Below are 15,441 nucleotides of genomic sequence, written 5' to 3'. Positions count from 1 at the left end.
ATCAGTAGATCCAGAAGACCTCGTCGTCTTCGGTCCAGCCGACCACCACATGGCCGGTCTCATCGTCGTCGCCGACCCAGCGATAGCGGACCATCTGGCCGCCGGGCACGGGCCAGCGCTCGACGGGGGCGAAGACGTGGCCGGCCTTGACGCCCCAGGACGGCGCGGTGTCTCCGCCCGAGGCGATGACCTCGGAGGCCAGCAGGCTGTCGGGCAGGTCGGCATCGGCCCGGCGAAAGGCGCGGCGCAGGAGGGCCGTGCGGTCGTCCTCGTCCAGCAGGGGCTGGGTCGTCCAGGTCGAGCCCGGGGCCAGGGCCTCGGCCATGGCCAGACACAGATCCTCCAGCGGCGGCTCGCCGTCGCCGTCGGTGTTGGAGACCGCCAGCACCTGGACGCCCGAGCCCGCGAACGCCATGCGCTGGGACGCGAAGCCGGGCACCGAGCCGGTATGGTGCTGGCAGGCCTCGCCGCGGCAGCGCTCGAGGAAGACGCCCGCGCCATAGGGGGCCTCGCGGCCGGTCCGCAGGCGGCCGGGCTGATAGGCCAGGGCCCGGGTTGCGGCGTCCAGCAGGGTCGAGGCGGCCAGGGCCTGACACCAGGGGGCCCAGTCCAGGGCGCTGAACAGCACGCCCCCGTCGGCGGCGCGGCTCATCGCGTCATCCATCCGGTCGGCCCTGGCGAGGGCGTCGCCGTCGAGGGTATAGCCTTGGGCGCGGGCGGGAATGTCGCTCGCGGTGGCATCGGGGCGGGCGAAGGGCAGCCGGGCGGGGGCGAAGACGTGCTGGCGGACGTAGTCGGCATAGCGCATCCCCGACACGGCCTCGATCAGCCAGCCGAGGACGAAATAGTTGGTGTTGGAATAGGCCCAGGCCTCGCCCGGCTCGAAGTCGCGCCCCTCGGCGACGGCGTCGAAGATCATCTGCCGGGTGACCGGCGCGGACCAGTCCTCGATCTGATCCAGATAGTCCGGCAGGCCCGACGTCTGGTGCAGCAGGTTGGCGACCGGCGTCCGCGACAGAACCCCGGGCAGGCCCGTGACGTGGTCGCCCAGACGGTCGGTCAGGGCGATCCGGCCGTCCTGCACCAGCTGGAGCACAGCGACCCCGGTGACGAACTTTCCGTTCGATCCGATGTGGAACAGGGTTTCCGACGTCACGGGCCGCCGGGGAGAGCGTCGCGCGTCGCCCCAGGTGTAGACGCCGGCCAGTGCGCCGTGACGCGCGGCCACCACCATGCCGCCGACGCTGCCGGACTCCTCGATGAGGGCCTCGAGCGTCCCGGCGAGGCCGTCGGGGAGGGCGGGCGGCGCGCCGGTCGACGCGCTCACCTGTGGCTCGGACCCCGCCGCCTCGCCGCAGCCGCCCAGACCCAGGGCGACCAGAGCCGCCCCGATCAGTTCACGTCGGTCCATCATGTCTTCCCCCAGGTTGGCGCGAAGGGAGCCCGCATCGTCGGGCCGGTCAAGCCGACGGGTCCTGACAGCCGAACCGGATGACGGGGTGACAGGGCGGGCCCGCGCGCGATAGCGTCGCCGTCTGACCCCCCGGAGACCGCCCATGTCGCTTTCGCTGACCCGCCGTTCGGCCCTGATGTCCGCCAGCCTGGCGGCCATGGTCACGCCCGCCGTCGGATGGGCGCAAACCCGCGCGAACGACGCAGGCGCGCTGGCGGATCAGGTCGAGGCCTTCGTGACCGCCTGCCTGGCCGCCTGGCCGGACCAGCCCGCGCTCGGCATCGCGGTGGTCAAGGACGGGCAGGCCGTGCTGGCCAAGGGGTATGGGGTCAAGGTTCAGGGACAGGCAGCATCCGCCGACGAACACACCCTGTTCGCCATTGCGTCGAACACCAAGAACGTCACCGCCGCCTGTCTGGCCATGCTGGTCGACGAGGGCAGGGTGAAGTGGGACGAACCGGTCAGGACCTATCTGCCCGGCTTCACCCTGTCGGACCCCTATATCGGTGAACACATCACGGTGCGCGACACGCTCAGCCACCGGGCGGGCTTCGGCCTGGGGGCCGGGGACCTGCTGTTCTGGCCCAATACGGACCGGACGCGGGCCGAGGTCGTGGCCCAGGCCGCCTTCGTGCCGATCGAGGACGGCTTCCGGGCGCGCTACCATTACTGCAACCTGATGTTCGTGATCGCCGGCGCGGTGCTGGAGGCGGTGTCGGGCATGGCGTGGGAGGATTTCGTTCAGACGCGGGTGCTGGACCGGGTCGGCATGGCCGACACCGTGCCCCTGGCGCGGCTGGCCGATCCGGCGAAATCGGCCCTGCCCCACGCCCGCGTCGGCCCGCCCCTGCGGTATCAGGGCGCGATGACGCAGATCGCCGACAGCATCGCCGAGGTCTGGAACTGGGACAATGCGGCGGCGGCAGGCGGCATCTGCACCACCCCGACCGACTGGGCGAAATGGATGGCGGTGCGGCTGAACCTCGGCCTCCTGCCGGACGGCACGCGGCTGTTCTCGGAGGACACGGCGCGCGAGATGTGGCGGCCCAACATCATTGTCTCGGGCAGCGAGGGGCCGACGGCCGCCCTGCCCGGCCGGGCCATCGCCTCGACCTATGCGATGGGCTTCCAGGTCCAGGACTATCGCGGCGAGCGGTTGATCAGCCATGGCGGGGGCTCGCCCGGCGGGATCTCGGCGACGGTGCTGATTCCGGGCCGCAATGCGGGCTTCTGCGTCTTCTCCAATGCCGAGGAGAGTTTCCTGCTGCGGACCCTGCGCAGCGGTCTCGCCGACATCGTCATGGGCAAGACGGGCTTCGACTGGATCGCGGATTCGAAGAAGCTGGAGGCCGACGGCACCGCCAGGTCCCTGGCGGCGGCGGTCGAGATCGATGCGAAACAGGCGGCGGGGGCCAGGCCGTCCCTGCCCCTGTCGGCCTATGTCGGCACCTGGCGCGATCCCTGGTACGGCGACATCACGATCGAGGCGCGCGATGTGACCCTGTGGCTGAGCTTCACCCACACGCCGTCGCTGCAGGGGCCGCTGGAGCCCTATGACGGCGAGACGATGCGGACGCGGTTCCCGGACAAGCGCGAGGAAGACGCCTTCATCACCTTCGAGATCGAGGACGGTCGGCCGGTCCGCGCCACGGTCAAGGGCGTCAGCCCGGATATCGACTTCAGCTACGACTACCAGGACCTGAAACTGACGAAGGTTTGAGCCATGAAGGGTTTTCTCGCTGCATGGTCGGGCCGTAGCTCACGCGGGGAATATTGGCTGAGCATCGGCGGCCTCGTCCTGCTCTATCTGTTCGTTCATGCCATCGCTGGACCGAGCGTCGCCTCGCTGGTGAGCTTGCCAGTCTGGCTTTTCACCGGCGTGCGCAGGCTTCACGACTTCGGCTCAACCGGATGGTGGGCCACAGCACCATTCGGATTGGGATTCGTCGGCGGATTCATGCGTGGCCTCGGTGTTCCTGTGCCCGTTTCACAGGAGGTCTACGGACTTTTGCTGGGCGGGTTCTCACTTCTGGTGATGATCGTGATCGGGGTCTGGCCGCCGATCGCGAAGACGGATCCCGCCCCGACATAGCGTCGTGCTACCGCCTCGGATCCAGCAGCACCCCCGACACCGTCGCCGCCAGCATCCGGGCCGCGAAGGGAAGGCGGGCCAGCTTGCCCAGGACATGGTCGCGGACCCAGGGCAGGGCGCGGCCGTCGGCCTGGTAGAAGGGGGTGAAGCCCATCGACAGGGCCTGATACAGGCGGACATGCCAGCGCCGCGCGGCGGCATAGGCCGAAAGCGCCTCTGTCAGGTCGGCGTGGGCGTCCAGCGCATCGGCCAGGGCCTGGGCGTCCAGCAGCCCCATGTTCACGCCCTGACCCAGCTGGGGGCTGGTCGAATGGGCCGCGTCGCCGACGACGGCCAGACGGTCGGCCACCGGCAGGGGCAGGGTGTGGTGGCCGTAGCGGGCGAGCGTCAGCTGATCCGGGTCGGTGATCGTGTCGAGGACCGGAGACACCTCGGGCCACAGGGCGCGGACCTCGGCCTTCCACGGCTCCAGACCGGCCGTCAGCCATGCGGAGTGATCGGCGTGCTTCAGGCTCCAGAAGAAGGTCGCCAGCCGGTCGGGGCCGTCCGGCCGGGTGCCGCAGGGCAGGACGCCGATCATGCGCGACGCCCCGCGATAGACCTGTTCCAGCGCGCCCTCGTCGAAGGGCGCGCCCGGCCAGGGAACCGTGGCCCACAGCGCGCCCCAGGGCAGTTCGGCGCGGCGTGAGCCTTGGGCGACGAGCAGGGCGTGGGCGATCGGCGAGCGCGCGCCCGAGGCATCGACGACCAGGTCGAAGGCCGGACCGACCCCGCCCCGGGCCATGGTCAGCCGCCCGTCGGACGCGGAGACGACCTCGGTGTCGGTCTGGAACGTGACTCCCTCGGCCCGGCAGGCGTCGTGCAGGATGTGAAAGATACTCGCGCGGTGGACGCCGAGGGCGTTGATGCCGTCGGGGCGAGGGGTCTTCAGGTCCGAATATCTGACGTCCAGCACGATCCGGCGACGGCGTGCCTCCCGCCCGAACACATGGTTCAGCGGTTGGCCGAGGGCGGTGATCCGCGACGTCAGACCCAGCCGGTCCAGCACATGAAGCCCGGTCGGCTGCAGCATGAAGCCCGCACCGACGGGGCGCGGGGCATCGAACCGTTCGTGGACGACGACGCGCCGTCCCTGACGTCTCAGCATCAGGGCGAGCGCCAGACCGGTCGGACCGGCACCGGCGATGGCGACGTCCGCGGGACCTTTCACGCTGGCCCGGGGCACGCTCAGGCCGGGACCAGTTCGATCAGGTCGAGATTGGATTCGCTCTGGGGCCAGGGGATGACCAGCCGCCAGCGCGCCTCGCCGATGCGTTCCAGCACCGCGATCAGATCGCGATCCGGCCGCTGGCCATAGGAATTGGCCGGCGGTTCGGCGGCCAGGGCCAGGGACCCCAGCATGACCATCTGCCGGTCGTCTTCGGGGAACAGCAGGCCGGACGGACGCTGCGATCCCGTGGTCTTGGAGAATTTCAGGCCCCGCGGCGTGGCCTCGATGCGGCAGGCGAACCAGTCGTAGACGACATAGCCCAGCCCCTGCTCTCCGCCCTGGGAGCCCAGCTTGACCGTCCGGCAGCGATACGCGCCCACGGGCGGGGTGACGCCCCGGCGAGCCGCGCCCGGATCGATCAGGTCGCCGAGCGAACGCAGGTCGCCCGAGCCGGTCTGGCGACGCGCCTGTTCCAGTGCCAGCTGCCAGGCCGCGTCCCGGCGGGCATAGCGGTCGCGGTCGGCCGAACGGACGATGCCGCGCCAGTCGCGCAGCGCCCCGCTGTTGACGCTGCCGGACGCCGTGGTGGCCGGCAGGGGGGGCGGCGGAGGAGGCGGTGGCGTGGCGGCGCAGGCGGCCAGGATCAGCGGCACCATCAGGCTGCAGAGACGGGAAGGACGCATGGACACTCCGGGGGGCGGCACCAACGTCGCGGACGGAGCCCCAGCGGGGCCGCCGCGTCAAGCGGGTCACGCGATGCGATCCTCCGCGCTTGCCCCTGTCGCGCTCCGGGCCTATCCCCTGACCATGCCGACAACGCCCCTGATCTGCCCGTCCATCCTGGCCTCGGACTTCGCCAAACTGGGCGCGGAGGTCGCCGCGATCGAGGCGGCGGGGGCCGACTGGGTCCATGTCGATGTGATGGACGGCCATTTCGTGCCCAATATCACCCTCGGCCCGGACGTGGTGAAGGCGCTGCGCCCCCACACCACCCTGCCGTTCGACGTCCACCTGATGGTCGCGCCGGTCGATCCGTGGCTGGAGGCCTATCGCGAGGCCGGGGCCGACATCCTGACCGTCCATCCCGAAAGCGGGCCGCACCTGCACCGGACGCTGGGCCGCATCCGCCAGCTGGGGGCGAAGGCCGGGGTGGTGCTGAACCCCGGGACGCCGCTGGACGTGCTGCAGGAGGTGATCGATCTGGTCGATCTGGTGCTGCTGATGTCGGTCAATCCGGGCTTCGGCGGTCAGTCCTTCATCGGTTCGACCCTGAAGAAGATCGAACGGACCCGGGCGATGCTGGATGCCGCCGGGTCGAAAGCGCACCTGCAGGTCGACGGCGGGGTGACGGCGGCCAATGCCGGGGCCTGTGTCGCCGCCGGGGCCGACGCCCTGGTGGCCGGGACCGCCGTGTTCAGGGGCGGGCCGGACGCCTATGCCGCCAACATCGCCGCGCTGAAGGCCGCATGAACCCGGTCAGGCCCCCTGCCGAGCGGGCCGCGTCGCCGGGCGTCGGCGAAGGCACCATCCCCGGCCTCAGGGGCGCGCCGATGCGCACGCCGGTGCGGACCTCGGGGGCCCAGACCGGCCCGACGCTGTGGCCCGCGATCGTCGGGCGCCTGCTGACGCGCCAGATGTGGATCGAGCTGTATGGCCTGCCCGGCTATGCCATGACGCTGGCGGCCGGAAAGGCCGTGGCCTTTGCCGCCACGCCGCGCGATTTTCGTCCGGCCGAGCCCGCCCTGGGCAAGGCGATCCTGGGCGGACGCTTCCATCTGGCGGGGACCAATCTGGACGCGGAGGCCCCGGCCGATCCGTTCAACCGGCCCAGTCCGTCCAGGGCCTTCGCCACCGACCTGCACGCCTTCGCCTGGCTGCCGTCGCTGATGCTGAACGAGGATCGCGGGGCGCGCGAGGCCGTGCGGCTGACCCTGATCTGGTCCGAGGCCTTCGCGCGCTGGTCGCCCTTCGCCTGGGACCCCCAGATTCTGGCGCGGCGGGCCTTCAACCTGGCCTGTGCGGCCCGGCGGATGGGGGCGGTGGCGTCCGAGGCCGACCGGCTGAGGCTGGCCGACGTTCTTGGCCGTCAGGCGCGTCAGTTGCTGCGACCGCCCGGCGGACAGGCGGGCAGGGCCGAACGGCTGGTCGCAGCCGCCCTGGCGGGCTGCGTTCTGGCGGGGCCGTCGGGGGCTCGCATCCGGCGCACGGCGCTGGCGCGGCTGACGGGGGCCCTGCGCGTCACCGTGTTCGGGGATGGCAGCCATGCCTCGCGCAGTCCCGAGGCCGGACTGGAGCTCTTGCTGGACCTCCTCAGCCTGAACGACGCCCTGTCGCAGCTGTCGGAGCCTGTGCCCGAGGCCATGGCCGGGGCGATCATGCGTCTGACCACGGCGCTGCGGCTGCAGACCCTGCCGGATGGGCGTCTGGCCGCCTTCCAGGGCGGCGGTGCCTCCACGCCGGCACGCGTCGCGGCGGCGCGCGCCCATGACGACCATGCCCAGGCGCCCGGAGGCGTGGCCGGAACCGTCGGCGGCCTGACGCGCATCCGCTCGCCACTGCTGACCATCGTCGCCGACGCGGGGTCGCCCGGAAAGGGGGCCTGGTCCGAGACTGCCTGCGCCCAGCCCCTGGCGCTGGAGATCGTCTGCGGCCGCGACCGGCTGATCACCGGCTGCGGCTGGACCCCCCGCGCGGCCGACCGGCAGGGCCTGCGGCTGGCCCCCGGCCATTCGACCCTGACCCTGGGCGAGCAGTCGTTCGCCGAACCCCTGGGGGGCTGGAAGGGCGAGCTTCTGGGGCCCCGCCTGTTCGGACGCCCCTACAACTGCAGCACCGAACAGCGCGACGGCGACGGGGCCGTATGGCTGGAGGTCGAGCACGACGCCTGGGCCGTCCAGTACGGACTGCTGCACCAGCGCCGCCTGTATCTGGACCAGAGGCTGGACGAGCTGCGGGCCGAGGAGCGGCTGCATCCGTCGCCCGATCACCGCGACATCGTGCGGGCCATCGCCGCCCCCTATGCGGTGCGGTTCCATCTGGAGCCGGGGGCGCAGGCGTCGCTGGCGCGCGACCGGCGCTCCATCCTGCTGCGCGGCCATTCGGGGCGGGGCTGGTGGTTCCGGACCGACGGACCGGACGTCGCCATCGAGCCTTCGGTCCATGTCGAGGACGGGCTGACGCGGCGGTCCCTGCAGGTCGTGGTGCGCGGATCGGCCCGGACGGATGCGGAAACCAAGATCCGCTGGAAGCTTTCGCCCGCCGGGGCCGCCGGCGATCCGGCCTGATGCGCGCGCCGCTGGCCCTTCGGACCCAGCGGGCCATCGCGCGCCAGGTGGTGGCCATGTTCAATGACCCGAGCCGGGGGGAGACGCCGATCGTGCGTCGCCCCGACGGGCTGTTCGGGCCGGAGTCCGTCGCCTGGCGGGTCCATGGCGACGTGGTCGGCATGCTGGTCGGCGGGGTCTCGGGCCTGCTGCTGCAGATGCTGCATCCCAAGGTGCTGGCGGGGGTCTGGGACCACTCCAACTTCCGCGCCGACATGCACGGGCGGCTCAGGCGAACCGCCCGCTTCATCGCCATGACCACCTATGGCGGGCCGGAAGAGGCGACCCGGGCCATCGAGCGGGTGCGGACCATCCACAGCCATCTGGGCGGGACCCTGCCGTCGGGCGAGGCCTATCGCGTCTCCGATCCCGAGCTGCTGGCCTGGGTCCATGTGACGGAGTGCTGGAGCTTCCTGCACGGCTGGATCCGCTACGGCGAGCCGGACATGTCGGCGGCCGATCAGGACCGGTATTTCGTCGAGATGGCGACCATGGGGGCCATGCTGGGGGCCGATCCCCTGCCTCGCAGCAAGCTTGAGGCGCGCCGCCTGATCGACCGGATGCGGCCGCAGCTGCGCGTCGACGACCGCACCCGCGAGGTGGCCCGTCTGGTGCTGAGCCAGCCCCCGTCCAGCCCGGCCACCGCCCCGATCCAGACCATGACGCTGCAGGCGGGGGTCGAGCTGCTGCCCGTCTGGGCGCGGCGGATGCACGGCCTGTCGGCCCCGGTCCTGACGCGGCCCCTGGTGCGCGCCGGGACAATGGGGCTGGCCAGGACCCTGCGCTGGACCTTCGCCGGGGTGCGGGCGGCGGATGCGCCATCTTCCTGAAGGCCTCGGGGTGACGCGGCGCGGCGACGGGTGCTAAGGGCCGCGCGTCCCACGCCTCTCCCGCCAGACCGCCCTCCCAGGACCGCCCCATGCCCGCCGCTCCCGATTTTCCGCCCGCGCCCGACGCCGTCAGACCCGTCCGCGCCCTGATTTCGCTCTCGGACAAGGCCGGGCTGGAGGACGTGGCCCGCGTCCTGCACGCGGCGGGGGTGGAACTGGTCTCGACTGGCGGCACCCGCGCGGCCATCGCGGGGTTCGGCCTGCCGGTGAAGGACGTGGCCGACCTGACCGGCTTCCCGGAGATGATGGACGGCCGGGTCAAGACCCTGCATCCGATCGTCCACGGCGGCCTGCTGGGCGTGCGCGATGCGCAGGATCACAAGGCGGCGATGGACGAGCACGGCATCGGCCCGATCGATATCGTCTGGATCGACCTGTATCCGTTCGAATCAACGGTTGCGTCCGGGGCCGGTTTCGACGCCGTGATCGAGAACATCGACATCGGCGGCCCGGCCATGATCCGCTCGGGCTCCAAGAACCACGGCTATGTCGCCGTGGCCGTGGACGCGGCCTCGATCGGCGAGATCGTCGACGCCCTGAAGGCCGACGGCACGACCTCGCTGGCCCTGCGCAAGCGGCTGGCGGCCCGCGCCTTCGCCCGCACCGCCGCCTATGACGCCGCCGTCTCCGGCTGGTTCGCCGGCCAGCTGGAGGACGCCGCCCCCGCCCGCAAGTCGATCGCCGGATCGCTGGCCCAGACCCTGCGCTATGGCGAGAACCCGCACCAGACGGGGGCCTTCTACCGCACCGGCGAGGCGCGCCCCGGCGTCGCCCACGCGACCCAGATCCAGGGCAAGGAACTGGGCTACAACAACATCGCCGACGCCGACGCCGCCTATGAGCTGGTCGCCGAGTTCGCGGCCCCGGCCTGCGTGATCGTCAAACACGCCAACCCCTGCGGCGTGGCGATCGGCAAGGATCTGTCCGAAGCCTATGCCCGGGCCCTGGAATGCGACGCCGTCTCGGCCTTCGGCGGGGTGATCGCCGTCAACCGGCCGCTGAACGGGGCGGACGCGCGCGCCATCACCGACATCTTCACCGAGGTGGTCATCGCCCCGGGCGCCGACGAAGAGGCCAGGGCCGTCTTCGCAGGCAAGAAGAACCTGCGCCTGCTGATCACCGACGGCCTGCCCGACCCGCACGGTCCGGGCGAGGTGTTCCGCAGCGTCGCCGGCGGCTTCCTCGTCCAGAGCCGCGACCGCAGCCTGATCCGGCCGTCGGACCTGAAGATCGTCACCCGCCGTCCGCCGACGCCGCAGGAGATCGAGGACATGCTGTTCGCCTTCACCGTGGCCAAGCACGTCAAGTCCAACGCCATCGTCTATGCGAAGGACGGCCAGACCGCCGGCATCGGCGCGGGCCAGATGAACCGCCGCGACAGCGCCCGCATCGCCGCCATCCGCGCCCGCGAGGCCGGGGAGGCCAAGGGTCTGGCCCATTCGCTGGCCCAGGGGTCGGCCTGCGCGTCCGAGGCCTTCTTCCCCTTTGCCGACGGCCTGCTGGAAGCCGTCGCCGCCGGTGCCACCTCGGTGATCCAGCCCGGCGGCTCCCTGCGCGACGAGGAGGTCATCGCCGCGGCCGACGCCCAGGGCATCGCCATGGCCTTCACGGGCGTGCGGGTGTTCCGGCATTAATCTGTCTCCTCCCTGTTCGCGCAGCGAATGGGGAGGTGGCAGCGAGCTCCTGCGAGCTGACGGAGGGGGTCTGCGTGCACCCAGAACCCCTCCGTCTCCTCCGCTTCGCTACGGATCCACCTCCCCATCGCTCCGCGACGGGGAGGAGACTAAGGATACGCATATGGACACCCTATCCGCCCGCTGGGCCAGGCTTCTGCCCTTTACCACCGTCGTCGGTCCGGACGACGACCGGCCCCGGCCGACGGCGCTGCTGTTCCACGGCTGCGGTGGGCTGAGGGGGCATCTGCCGATGTATGCGGCGGCGGCGAAGGCTGCGGGGTGGCGGGCGGTGATCGTGGATTCCTATGCGCCGCGCGGCTGGAGCCGTCAGTTCGCCATGGCCACCGTCTGCACCGGCCTGTTGCTGCGCGGGCACGAGCGGGCGGGGGACATCCTGGCGACGATCCAGGGCGTGTCGCAAAGGCCCGACGTCGATGGCGCGAAACTGGTGCTGGCGGGCTGGAGCCACGGGGGCTGGGGCATCATGGAGGCGATGAGCGCCGACCGGTCGGGTCCGTCGCTGGGCGTGGCCGATCCGGGTGCCGTGTCGCTGGACGGGGTTCAGGCCACCTATCTGGCCTACCCCTATGTCGGCATCGCCGCCCTGAACCGGATGCGGCCCTGGAAGCATTGTCCGAAGACCCTGGCGGTGATCTCGGCGAAGGATCACCTGACGACCGTGCGCAATGCCGAACGGGTGCACGCCATGGTCCGGAACTGTGGCACCGACATCGAGACCTGGATCGCCGACGGCACCCACAGCTTCGACGAGCCGATGACCGCCCTGCCGATGCGATACGACCCCGACCTGACGCAGGAGGCCATCCGCCGCTTCGTCGCCCTGCTGGAGGACACGGCGGTCGCACCGCCGGTGGGCTGAGCCTCAGACCGGCTCGACGCGAACCCCGGTCCTGACCGAATTGGCGATGTAGCAGGCCTCGTGCGCGCGGTGGTGCAGGTCCGATACCGTCTCCGCATCGGGCGCTACGCCTGCGAAGGCGACCTCCGGGCGAAGGGTCACGACCGTCATCGACGTCCTGCCACGGTCATCGCGGCCCAGCACGCCCACCGCCGCATCGCGGTAGCGGTCGACCACGAACCCGGCCTTCGCCGCGAAGGCGAGGAAGAACAGCATGTGGCAGCTCGAGAGCGCCGCGACGAACGCCTCCTCCGGATCGACGGCGGCGGGGTCCGACATCGGCAGGGGGACGCTGGTCGGGGCCGAAGACCCCCGCACCACCGCCCCGCCGTCGAAGCGCCAGTCGTGGCCGCGCGAATAGCGGTTGTCGGCAAAGGCCTGATCGCCCCGGCTCCATTCGATGGTGGCGACGTGTTCGCTCATGGCGGCCTCCCTCAGCGCAGGATGGTATAGGTCATCTCCGCCCGGACCTCGAAGCCCAGCGACCGGTAGAAGGCGATGGTGGCGGGATGTTCGGCGAAGGCGTGCAGGAAGACGCCCTCGCCCGCCGCCAGGATCTCTCCGGCCACGGCGCGCGACAGGGCCGCCGCATGGCCCCGGCCGCGCCAGTCGGGATGGGTGCAGACGCCGCTCAGCTCGGTGAAGCCGTCGACCCGCATCCGCCGCCCGGCCATGGCCACCAGCCGCCCCGCCGACCGGATCCCGATGAACGGCCCCAGCCGCCGCGTCGCCGACCGGAACGGACCCGGCTTCGTCAGGGTCGCCAGGGCCAGCATGTCCGGCGCATCGGCCTCGGTCAGGGTCTCGAAAACCGGGTCGGGACCGCCCGGCGTCAGGGCGGTGGCGACCATCTGCACCAGGGGAATGCGGTCGACGACCTCGATGTCCGGCAGATCGGGCGCGGCCATCGGGCCGCCGGTCCTTTCGATGATCCCCGCGCCGGGATACCGCCGGGCCAGATCGGCCATGGCGGCGAGGCTCTCTGGCGTGGCATCGGCACCGCACAGGAAGACGCCCACCTCCGGGTCGATCCGCACTGCGCGAGTGTCGGAATCCGGCGTGACGAAACCGGCCAGACGGGTGTTCAGGGCGTTCCAGACGGCGCGGTCGAGGGGGTGGGGCATGATCTTGCGTCTACGCCGTCGCCCCGGGTTCGTCAGCCGCCGTCAGGCCGTCGCGTCCGGAAGCCGCGACGTTTCAGCCCCTCCAGAAGCCGACGATTTGCTTGACCTCGTCCACCACCGGATCGGCGATGGCGGCGGCGCGTTCGGTTCCGTCCTTCAGGACACGGTCGATCTCGGCCGGGTCGTCCATCAGGCGGCGCATCTCGGCCGTGACGGGCGCCAGTGATGAGACGGCCAGATCGGCTAGGGCGGGCTTGAAGGCCCCGAAGCCCTGACCCGCGAACCGGGCGATCACCTCGTCACGCGTCTGGTCGGACAGGGCGGCATAGATGGCGATCAGGTTCTTGACCTCGGGGCGGTCGTCGAGGCTTTCGCCCGGCGCGGGCATCACGCCCATGTCGGTCTTGGACTTGCGAATCTTGGCCGCGATGGTGTCGGCGTCGTCGGTCAGGTTGATGCGGCTCTGGTCCGAGGGGTCGGACTTGGACATCTTGGCCGCCCCGTCGCGCAGGGACATGACCCGGGTCGCCGGGCCCTGGATCAGGGGCTCGGGCAGGGGGAAGAAGCCCGGCGCACTGAAGTCGGTGTTGAACTTGGCGGCGATGTCGCGGGTCAGTTCCAGATGCTGCTTCTGGTCCTCGCCCACCGGCACCTCGGTGGCCTTGTAGAGCAGGATGTCGGCCGCCTGGAGCACGGGATAGGTATAGAGGCCGACCGAGGACCGCTCCTTGTGCTTGCCGGACTTCTCCTTGAACTGGGTCATCCGGTCCAGCCAGCCGAGGCGGGCGACGCAGTTGAGGATCCAGGCCAGTTCCGAATGGGCCCGCACGGCGGACTGCGGGAAGATGGTCGATCTGGCGGGATCGAGGCCCGAGGCGATATAGGCGGCCGCGATCTCGCGCGTCTGGGCCGCCAGCAGGGCCGGGTCCTGCCAGACGGTGATGGCGTGCAGGTCGGCCACGAACAGGAAACAGGGCGCGCCACTGTCCTGCAGCGCCGTGAACCGCTTCAGCGCGCCCAGATAGTTGCCCAGGTGCAGGGCGCCCGAGGCCTGGATGCCGGACAGGATGCGGCGCGGGCCGGCGTAGGCGGGTGTGTCGGTCGGGGCGGCGTCGGTCATCAATCCAGTCCGGTCGAAGCGGGCGCTCCGGGTTCACGCTTCAACGTCGCCTTCAATTCGGAGACGCTGACGGCGCGGAAAAGCACGATGCAGACGCCATACACCAGAGCGCCCGCGCCGACGACTGCGATCACCGCAATCTCCTTGGCGAGGAAGATCCGGCTGAGGTCGCGATAGAAGACGCTGGCGGGGATCAGGAGGGCGGCCATGACGGCACTGGCGGCCAGGACTCGCGAGAACCGCCCGACGAACCGCGCCGAGGGGGCCCAGACGCCCTCGCGGATCAGGGTGCCGCCCAGAAGGGCGACATTGATCCAGGCCGAGACGGAGGTGGCGATGGCCAGACCCAGAACACCGTCCACCCCGGTCCGGCTGAACCAGAAGAACAGGCCCGACCCCAGGGCGACCGTCACCACGACCGAGATGACGGCGAAGATCATCGGCCGACGCGTGTCCTCGCGCGCGAAGAAGGGCGGGGTCAGGACCTTGGCGAGGACGAAGGCAGGCACCCCCCAGGCGAACTGGCGCAGCACATCGGCCGTGCGGGCCGCGTCGGCGCTGGTGAAGGCCAGCCGGGTCACGGTCGCATCGATGATGAAGAAGGGGATGACGAACAGGGCCACGGCGGCCGGCAGGGTGAAGGCCATCGACAGGGTGATGCCGTCGTCCAGCGTGCGGCGCCCGCCCTCGTGGTCGCCGCTGACGAAGGCCCGGGTCAGGCGCGGCACGAGCGCGAGGCCGATGGCGACGCCGACGAGACCGAGCGGCAGCTGGTACAGGCGATCGGCGTTGTAGAGCACCGAGCGGGCCCCTTCGTTCGACCCGGTCAGCAGCTGGCTGACGACCGAGTTCAGCTGCAGGGCGCCGCCCGCCAGGACGCCGGGAATGGCCAGTTTCAGCGTCCGCGCCACGCCCGCCGTCAGGCGCGGCCAGGACAGGCTCAGCCGGATGCCGAGCCGACGCACGCCCCACCACAAGAGGCCCGCCTGGATCACGCCGGAGACGGTGACGGCGGCGGAGGTGGCCAGCAGGGTGGTCGGCTGGCTCATCGGCAGAAAGCTGGGGGCTACCAGCGGCACGAGGGTGCAGAGGTTCAGAAACACCGGCACGCCCGCCGACAGGGCGAACCGGCCCGAGGTGTTCAGGACGCCCGACAGCAGGGACGCGATGGTCATGCAGGCCAGATAGGGCATGGTCAGCTGGGCGGCGGTGGTGGCCGCGAACATCACCCCGCTGTCGTCCTTCCAGGCCGACAGCAGCAACGGCATGATCCACGGCATGGCGACCTGCAAAAGGATGCAGAACCCGGCCACGACCGCGAACATGAAGCTCAGCGCCTCCGACGCCGTCACGGCCGCCGCTTCCTCGCCGTCGCGCGCCCGCACGCCGCCATAGATCGGCACGAAGGCCTGGGCGAAGGCCCCTTCCGCGAACAGACGGCGGAACATGTTGGGCAGCATCAGCGCCGTGGTGAAGGCGTCCATCATCGGCCCCTGGCCGAAGCGGGCCGAAAGGACCAGGTCGCGCGCGAAGCCCAGAAGGCGGCTGCCGAGCGTCAGGGTCGCCTGAACGAGCGTGTTGCGGGCCAGGCTCATGGACGGACGCTCATTCGGAAAGACAGGCTCGCGGGGAGA

General features: G+C 71.1%; 14 protein-coding genes. 7 read left to right on the top strand and 7 right to left on the bottom strand.

Annotation, left to right across the window (positions count from 1 at the left end; translation table 11 throughout):
• Nucleotide 1 precedes the first annotated feature (1 nt).
• Nucleotides 2-1,414 (bottom strand): serine hydrolase domain-containing protein, encoded by a 1,413-nt coding sequence (locus O3139_RS00970; protein ID WP_269515030.1) that lies wholly within the window; start codon nucleotides 1,412-1,414, stop codon nucleotides 2-4.
• Between the two features lie 142 nt (nucleotides 1,415-1,556).
• On the opposite strand from O3139_RS00970, the gene O3139_RS00965 reads away from it, so the two are divergent.
• Both O3139_RS00965 and O3139_RS00960 read left to right on the top strand, forming a co-directional pair.
• Nucleotides 1,557-3,173: a serine hydrolase gene (locus tag O3139_RS00965; RefSeq protein ID WP_269515029.1), complete on the top strand. Its 1,617-nt coding sequence runs from the start codon at nucleotides 1,557-1,559 to the stop codon at nucleotides 3,171-3,173.
• 3 nt (nucleotides 3,174-3,176) lie between these two features.
• Entirely contained in the window at nucleotides 3,177-3,545 is a 369-nt protein-coding gene (locus tag O3139_RS00960) for a DUF805 domain-containing protein (RefSeq protein ID WP_269515028.1), read from the top strand.
• Nucleotides 3,546-3,552: 7 nt separating this feature from the next.
• Here the strand turns inward: O3139_RS00960 and O3139_RS00955 are convergent, their stop codons facing one another.
• Nucleotides 3,553-4,755 (bottom strand): FAD-dependent oxidoreductase, encoded by a 1,203-nt coding sequence (locus O3139_RS00955; RefSeq protein WP_269515027.1) that lies wholly within the window; start codon nucleotides 4,753-4,755, stop codon nucleotides 3,553-3,555.
• 17 nt (nucleotides 4,756-4,772) lie between these two features.
• On the bottom strand, nucleotides 4,773-5,438 hold the full coding sequence (locus O3139_RS00950) for a DUF4893 domain-containing protein (RefSeq protein WP_269515026.1): 666 nt from the start codon (nucleotides 5,436-5,438) through the stop codon (nucleotides 4,773-4,775).
• 73 nt (nucleotides 5,439-5,511) lie between these two features.
• Between O3139_RS00950 and rpe the strand changes: the two genes are divergently transcribed.
• The 5 genes from rpe (at nucleotide 5,512) to O3139_RS00925 (ending at nucleotide 11,524) form a co-directional block, all read left to right on the top strand.
• Nucleotides 5,512-6,225, top strand: coding sequence for a ribulose-phosphate 3-epimerase (rpe, locus tag O3139_RS00945; protein WP_420022330.1), 714 nt, complete (start codon nucleotides 5,512-5,514; stop codon nucleotides 6,223-6,225).
• Entirely contained in the window at nucleotides 6,222-8,039 is a 1,818-nt protein-coding gene (locus tag O3139_RS00940) for a heparinase II/III family protein (protein ID WP_269515025.1), read from the top strand. The genes rpe and O3139_RS00940 overlap by 4 nt, the downstream gene beginning before the upstream one ends.
• Entirely contained in the window at nucleotides 8,039-8,908 is an 870-nt protein-coding gene (locus O3139_RS00935) for an oxygenase MpaB family protein (protein WP_269515024.1), read from the top strand. Before O3139_RS00940 ends, O3139_RS00935 begins: the two co-directional genes overlap by 1 nt.
• Nucleotides 8,909-8,997: 89 nt before the next feature.
• The gene (purH, locus tag O3139_RS00930; protein ID WP_269515023.1) at nucleotides 8,998-10,602 is read left to right on the top strand and encodes a bifunctional phosphoribosylaminoimidazolecarboxamide formyltransferase/IMP cyclohydrolase; all 1,605 of its coding nucleotides are present in this window, start codon (nucleotides 8,998-9,000) and stop codon (nucleotides 10,600-10,602) included.
• A gap of 163 nt (nucleotides 10,603-10,765) precedes the next feature.
• Nucleotides 10,766-11,524 (top strand): dienelactone hydrolase family protein, encoded by a 759-nt coding sequence (locus O3139_RS00925; RefSeq protein WP_269515022.1) that lies wholly within the window; start codon nucleotides 10,766-10,768, stop codon nucleotides 11,522-11,524.
• Nucleotides 11,525-11,527: 3 nt separating this feature from the next.
• Here the strand turns inward: O3139_RS00925 and O3139_RS00920 are convergent, their stop codons facing one another.
• The 4 genes from O3139_RS00920 to murJ form a co-directional block, all read right to left on the bottom strand.
• Nucleotides 11,528-11,986 carry an OsmC family protein gene (locus tag O3139_RS00920; RefSeq protein ID WP_269515021.1) on the bottom strand — a complete coding sequence of 153 codons (459 nt, stop codon included), beginning with the start codon at nucleotides 11,984-11,986 and terminating at the stop codon, nucleotides 11,528-11,530.
• 11 nt (nucleotides 11,987-11,997) lie between these two features.
• The gene (locus tag O3139_RS00915; RefSeq protein ID WP_269515020.1) at nucleotides 11,998-12,687 is read right to left on the bottom strand and encodes a GNAT family N-acetyltransferase; all 690 of its coding nucleotides are present in this window, start codon (nucleotides 12,685-12,687) and stop codon (nucleotides 11,998-12,000) included.
• A gap of 73 nt (nucleotides 12,688-12,760) precedes the next feature.
• The gene (gene trpS, locus O3139_RS00910) at nucleotides 12,761-13,807 is read right to left on the bottom strand and encodes a tryptophan--tRNA ligase (protein WP_269515019.1); all 1,047 of its coding nucleotides are present in this window, start codon (nucleotides 13,805-13,807) and stop codon (nucleotides 12,761-12,763) included.
• Nucleotides 13,807-15,402: a murein biosynthesis integral membrane protein MurJ gene (gene murJ, locus O3139_RS00905; RefSeq protein WP_269515018.1), complete on the bottom strand. Its 1,596-nt coding sequence runs from the start codon at nucleotides 15,400-15,402 to the stop codon at nucleotides 13,807-13,809. Before murJ ends, trpS begins: the two co-directional genes overlap by 1 nt.
• Nucleotides 15,403-15,441 lie beyond the last annotated feature (39 nt).

It is taken from the genome of Brevundimonas subvibrioides (assembly GCF_027271155.1).
GTDB classification, from domain to species: domain Bacteria; phylum Pseudomonadota; class Alphaproteobacteria; order Caulobacterales; family Caulobacteraceae; genus Brevundimonas; species Brevundimonas subvibrioides_D.
Note: the sequence above shows the minus strand (reverse complement) of the source record. Positions and strands in the feature narration are given on the sequence as shown.

What these genes read in the sequence shown, in the direction of transcription:
- O3139_RS00970 (WP_269515030.1), bottom strand. Translation starts at nt 1,414, where the DNA reads ATGATGGACCGACGTGAACTGATCGGGGCGGCTCTGGTCGCCCTGGGT.
- O3139_RS00965 (WP_269515029.1), top strand. Translation starts at nt 1,557, where the DNA reads ATGTCGCTTTCGCTGACCCGCCGTTCGGCCCTGATGTCCGCCAGCCTG.
- O3139_RS00960 (WP_269515028.1), top strand. Translation starts at nt 3,177, where the DNA reads ATGAAGGGTTTTCTCGCTGCATGGTCGGGCCGTAGCTCACGCGGGGAA.
- O3139_RS00950 (WP_269515026.1), bottom strand. Translation starts at nt 5,438, where the DNA reads ATGCGTCCTTCCCGTCTCTGCAGCCTGATGGTGCCGCTGATCCTGGCC.
- rpe (WP_420022330.1), top strand. Translation starts at nt 5,512, where the DNA reads ATGCGATCCTCCGCGCTTGCCCCTGTCGCGCTCCGGGCCTATCCCCTG.
- O3139_RS00940 (WP_269515025.1), top strand. Translation starts at nt 6,222, where the DNA reads ATGAACCCGGTCAGGCCCCCTGCCGAGCGGGCCGCGTCGCCGGGCGTC.
- O3139_RS00935 (WP_269515024.1), top strand. Translation starts at nt 8,039, where the DNA reads ATGCGCGCGCCGCTGGCCCTTCGGACCCAGCGGGCCATCGCGCGCCAG.
- purH (WP_269515023.1), top strand. Translation starts at nt 8,998, where the DNA reads ATGCCCGCCGCTCCCGATTTTCCGCCCGCGCCCGACGCCGTCAGACCC.
- O3139_RS00925 (WP_269515022.1), top strand. Translation starts at nt 10,766, where the DNA reads ATGGACACCCTATCCGCCCGCTGGGCCAGGCTTCTGCCCTTTACCACC.
- O3139_RS00920 (WP_269515021.1), bottom strand. Translation starts at nt 11,986, where the DNA reads ATGAGCGAACACGTCGCCACCATCGAATGGAGCCGGGGCGATCAGGCC.
- O3139_RS00915 (WP_269515020.1), bottom strand. Translation starts at nt 12,687, where the DNA reads ATGCCCCACCCCCTCGACCGCGCCGTCTGGAACGCCCTGAACACCCGT.
- trpS (WP_269515019.1), bottom strand. Translation starts at nt 13,807, where the DNA reads ATGACCGACGCCGCCCCGACCGACACACCCGCCTACGCCGGCCCGCGC.
- murJ (WP_269515018.1), bottom strand. Translation starts at nt 15,402, where the DNA reads ATGAGCCTGGCCCGCAACACGCTCGTTCAGGCGACCCTGACGCTCGGC.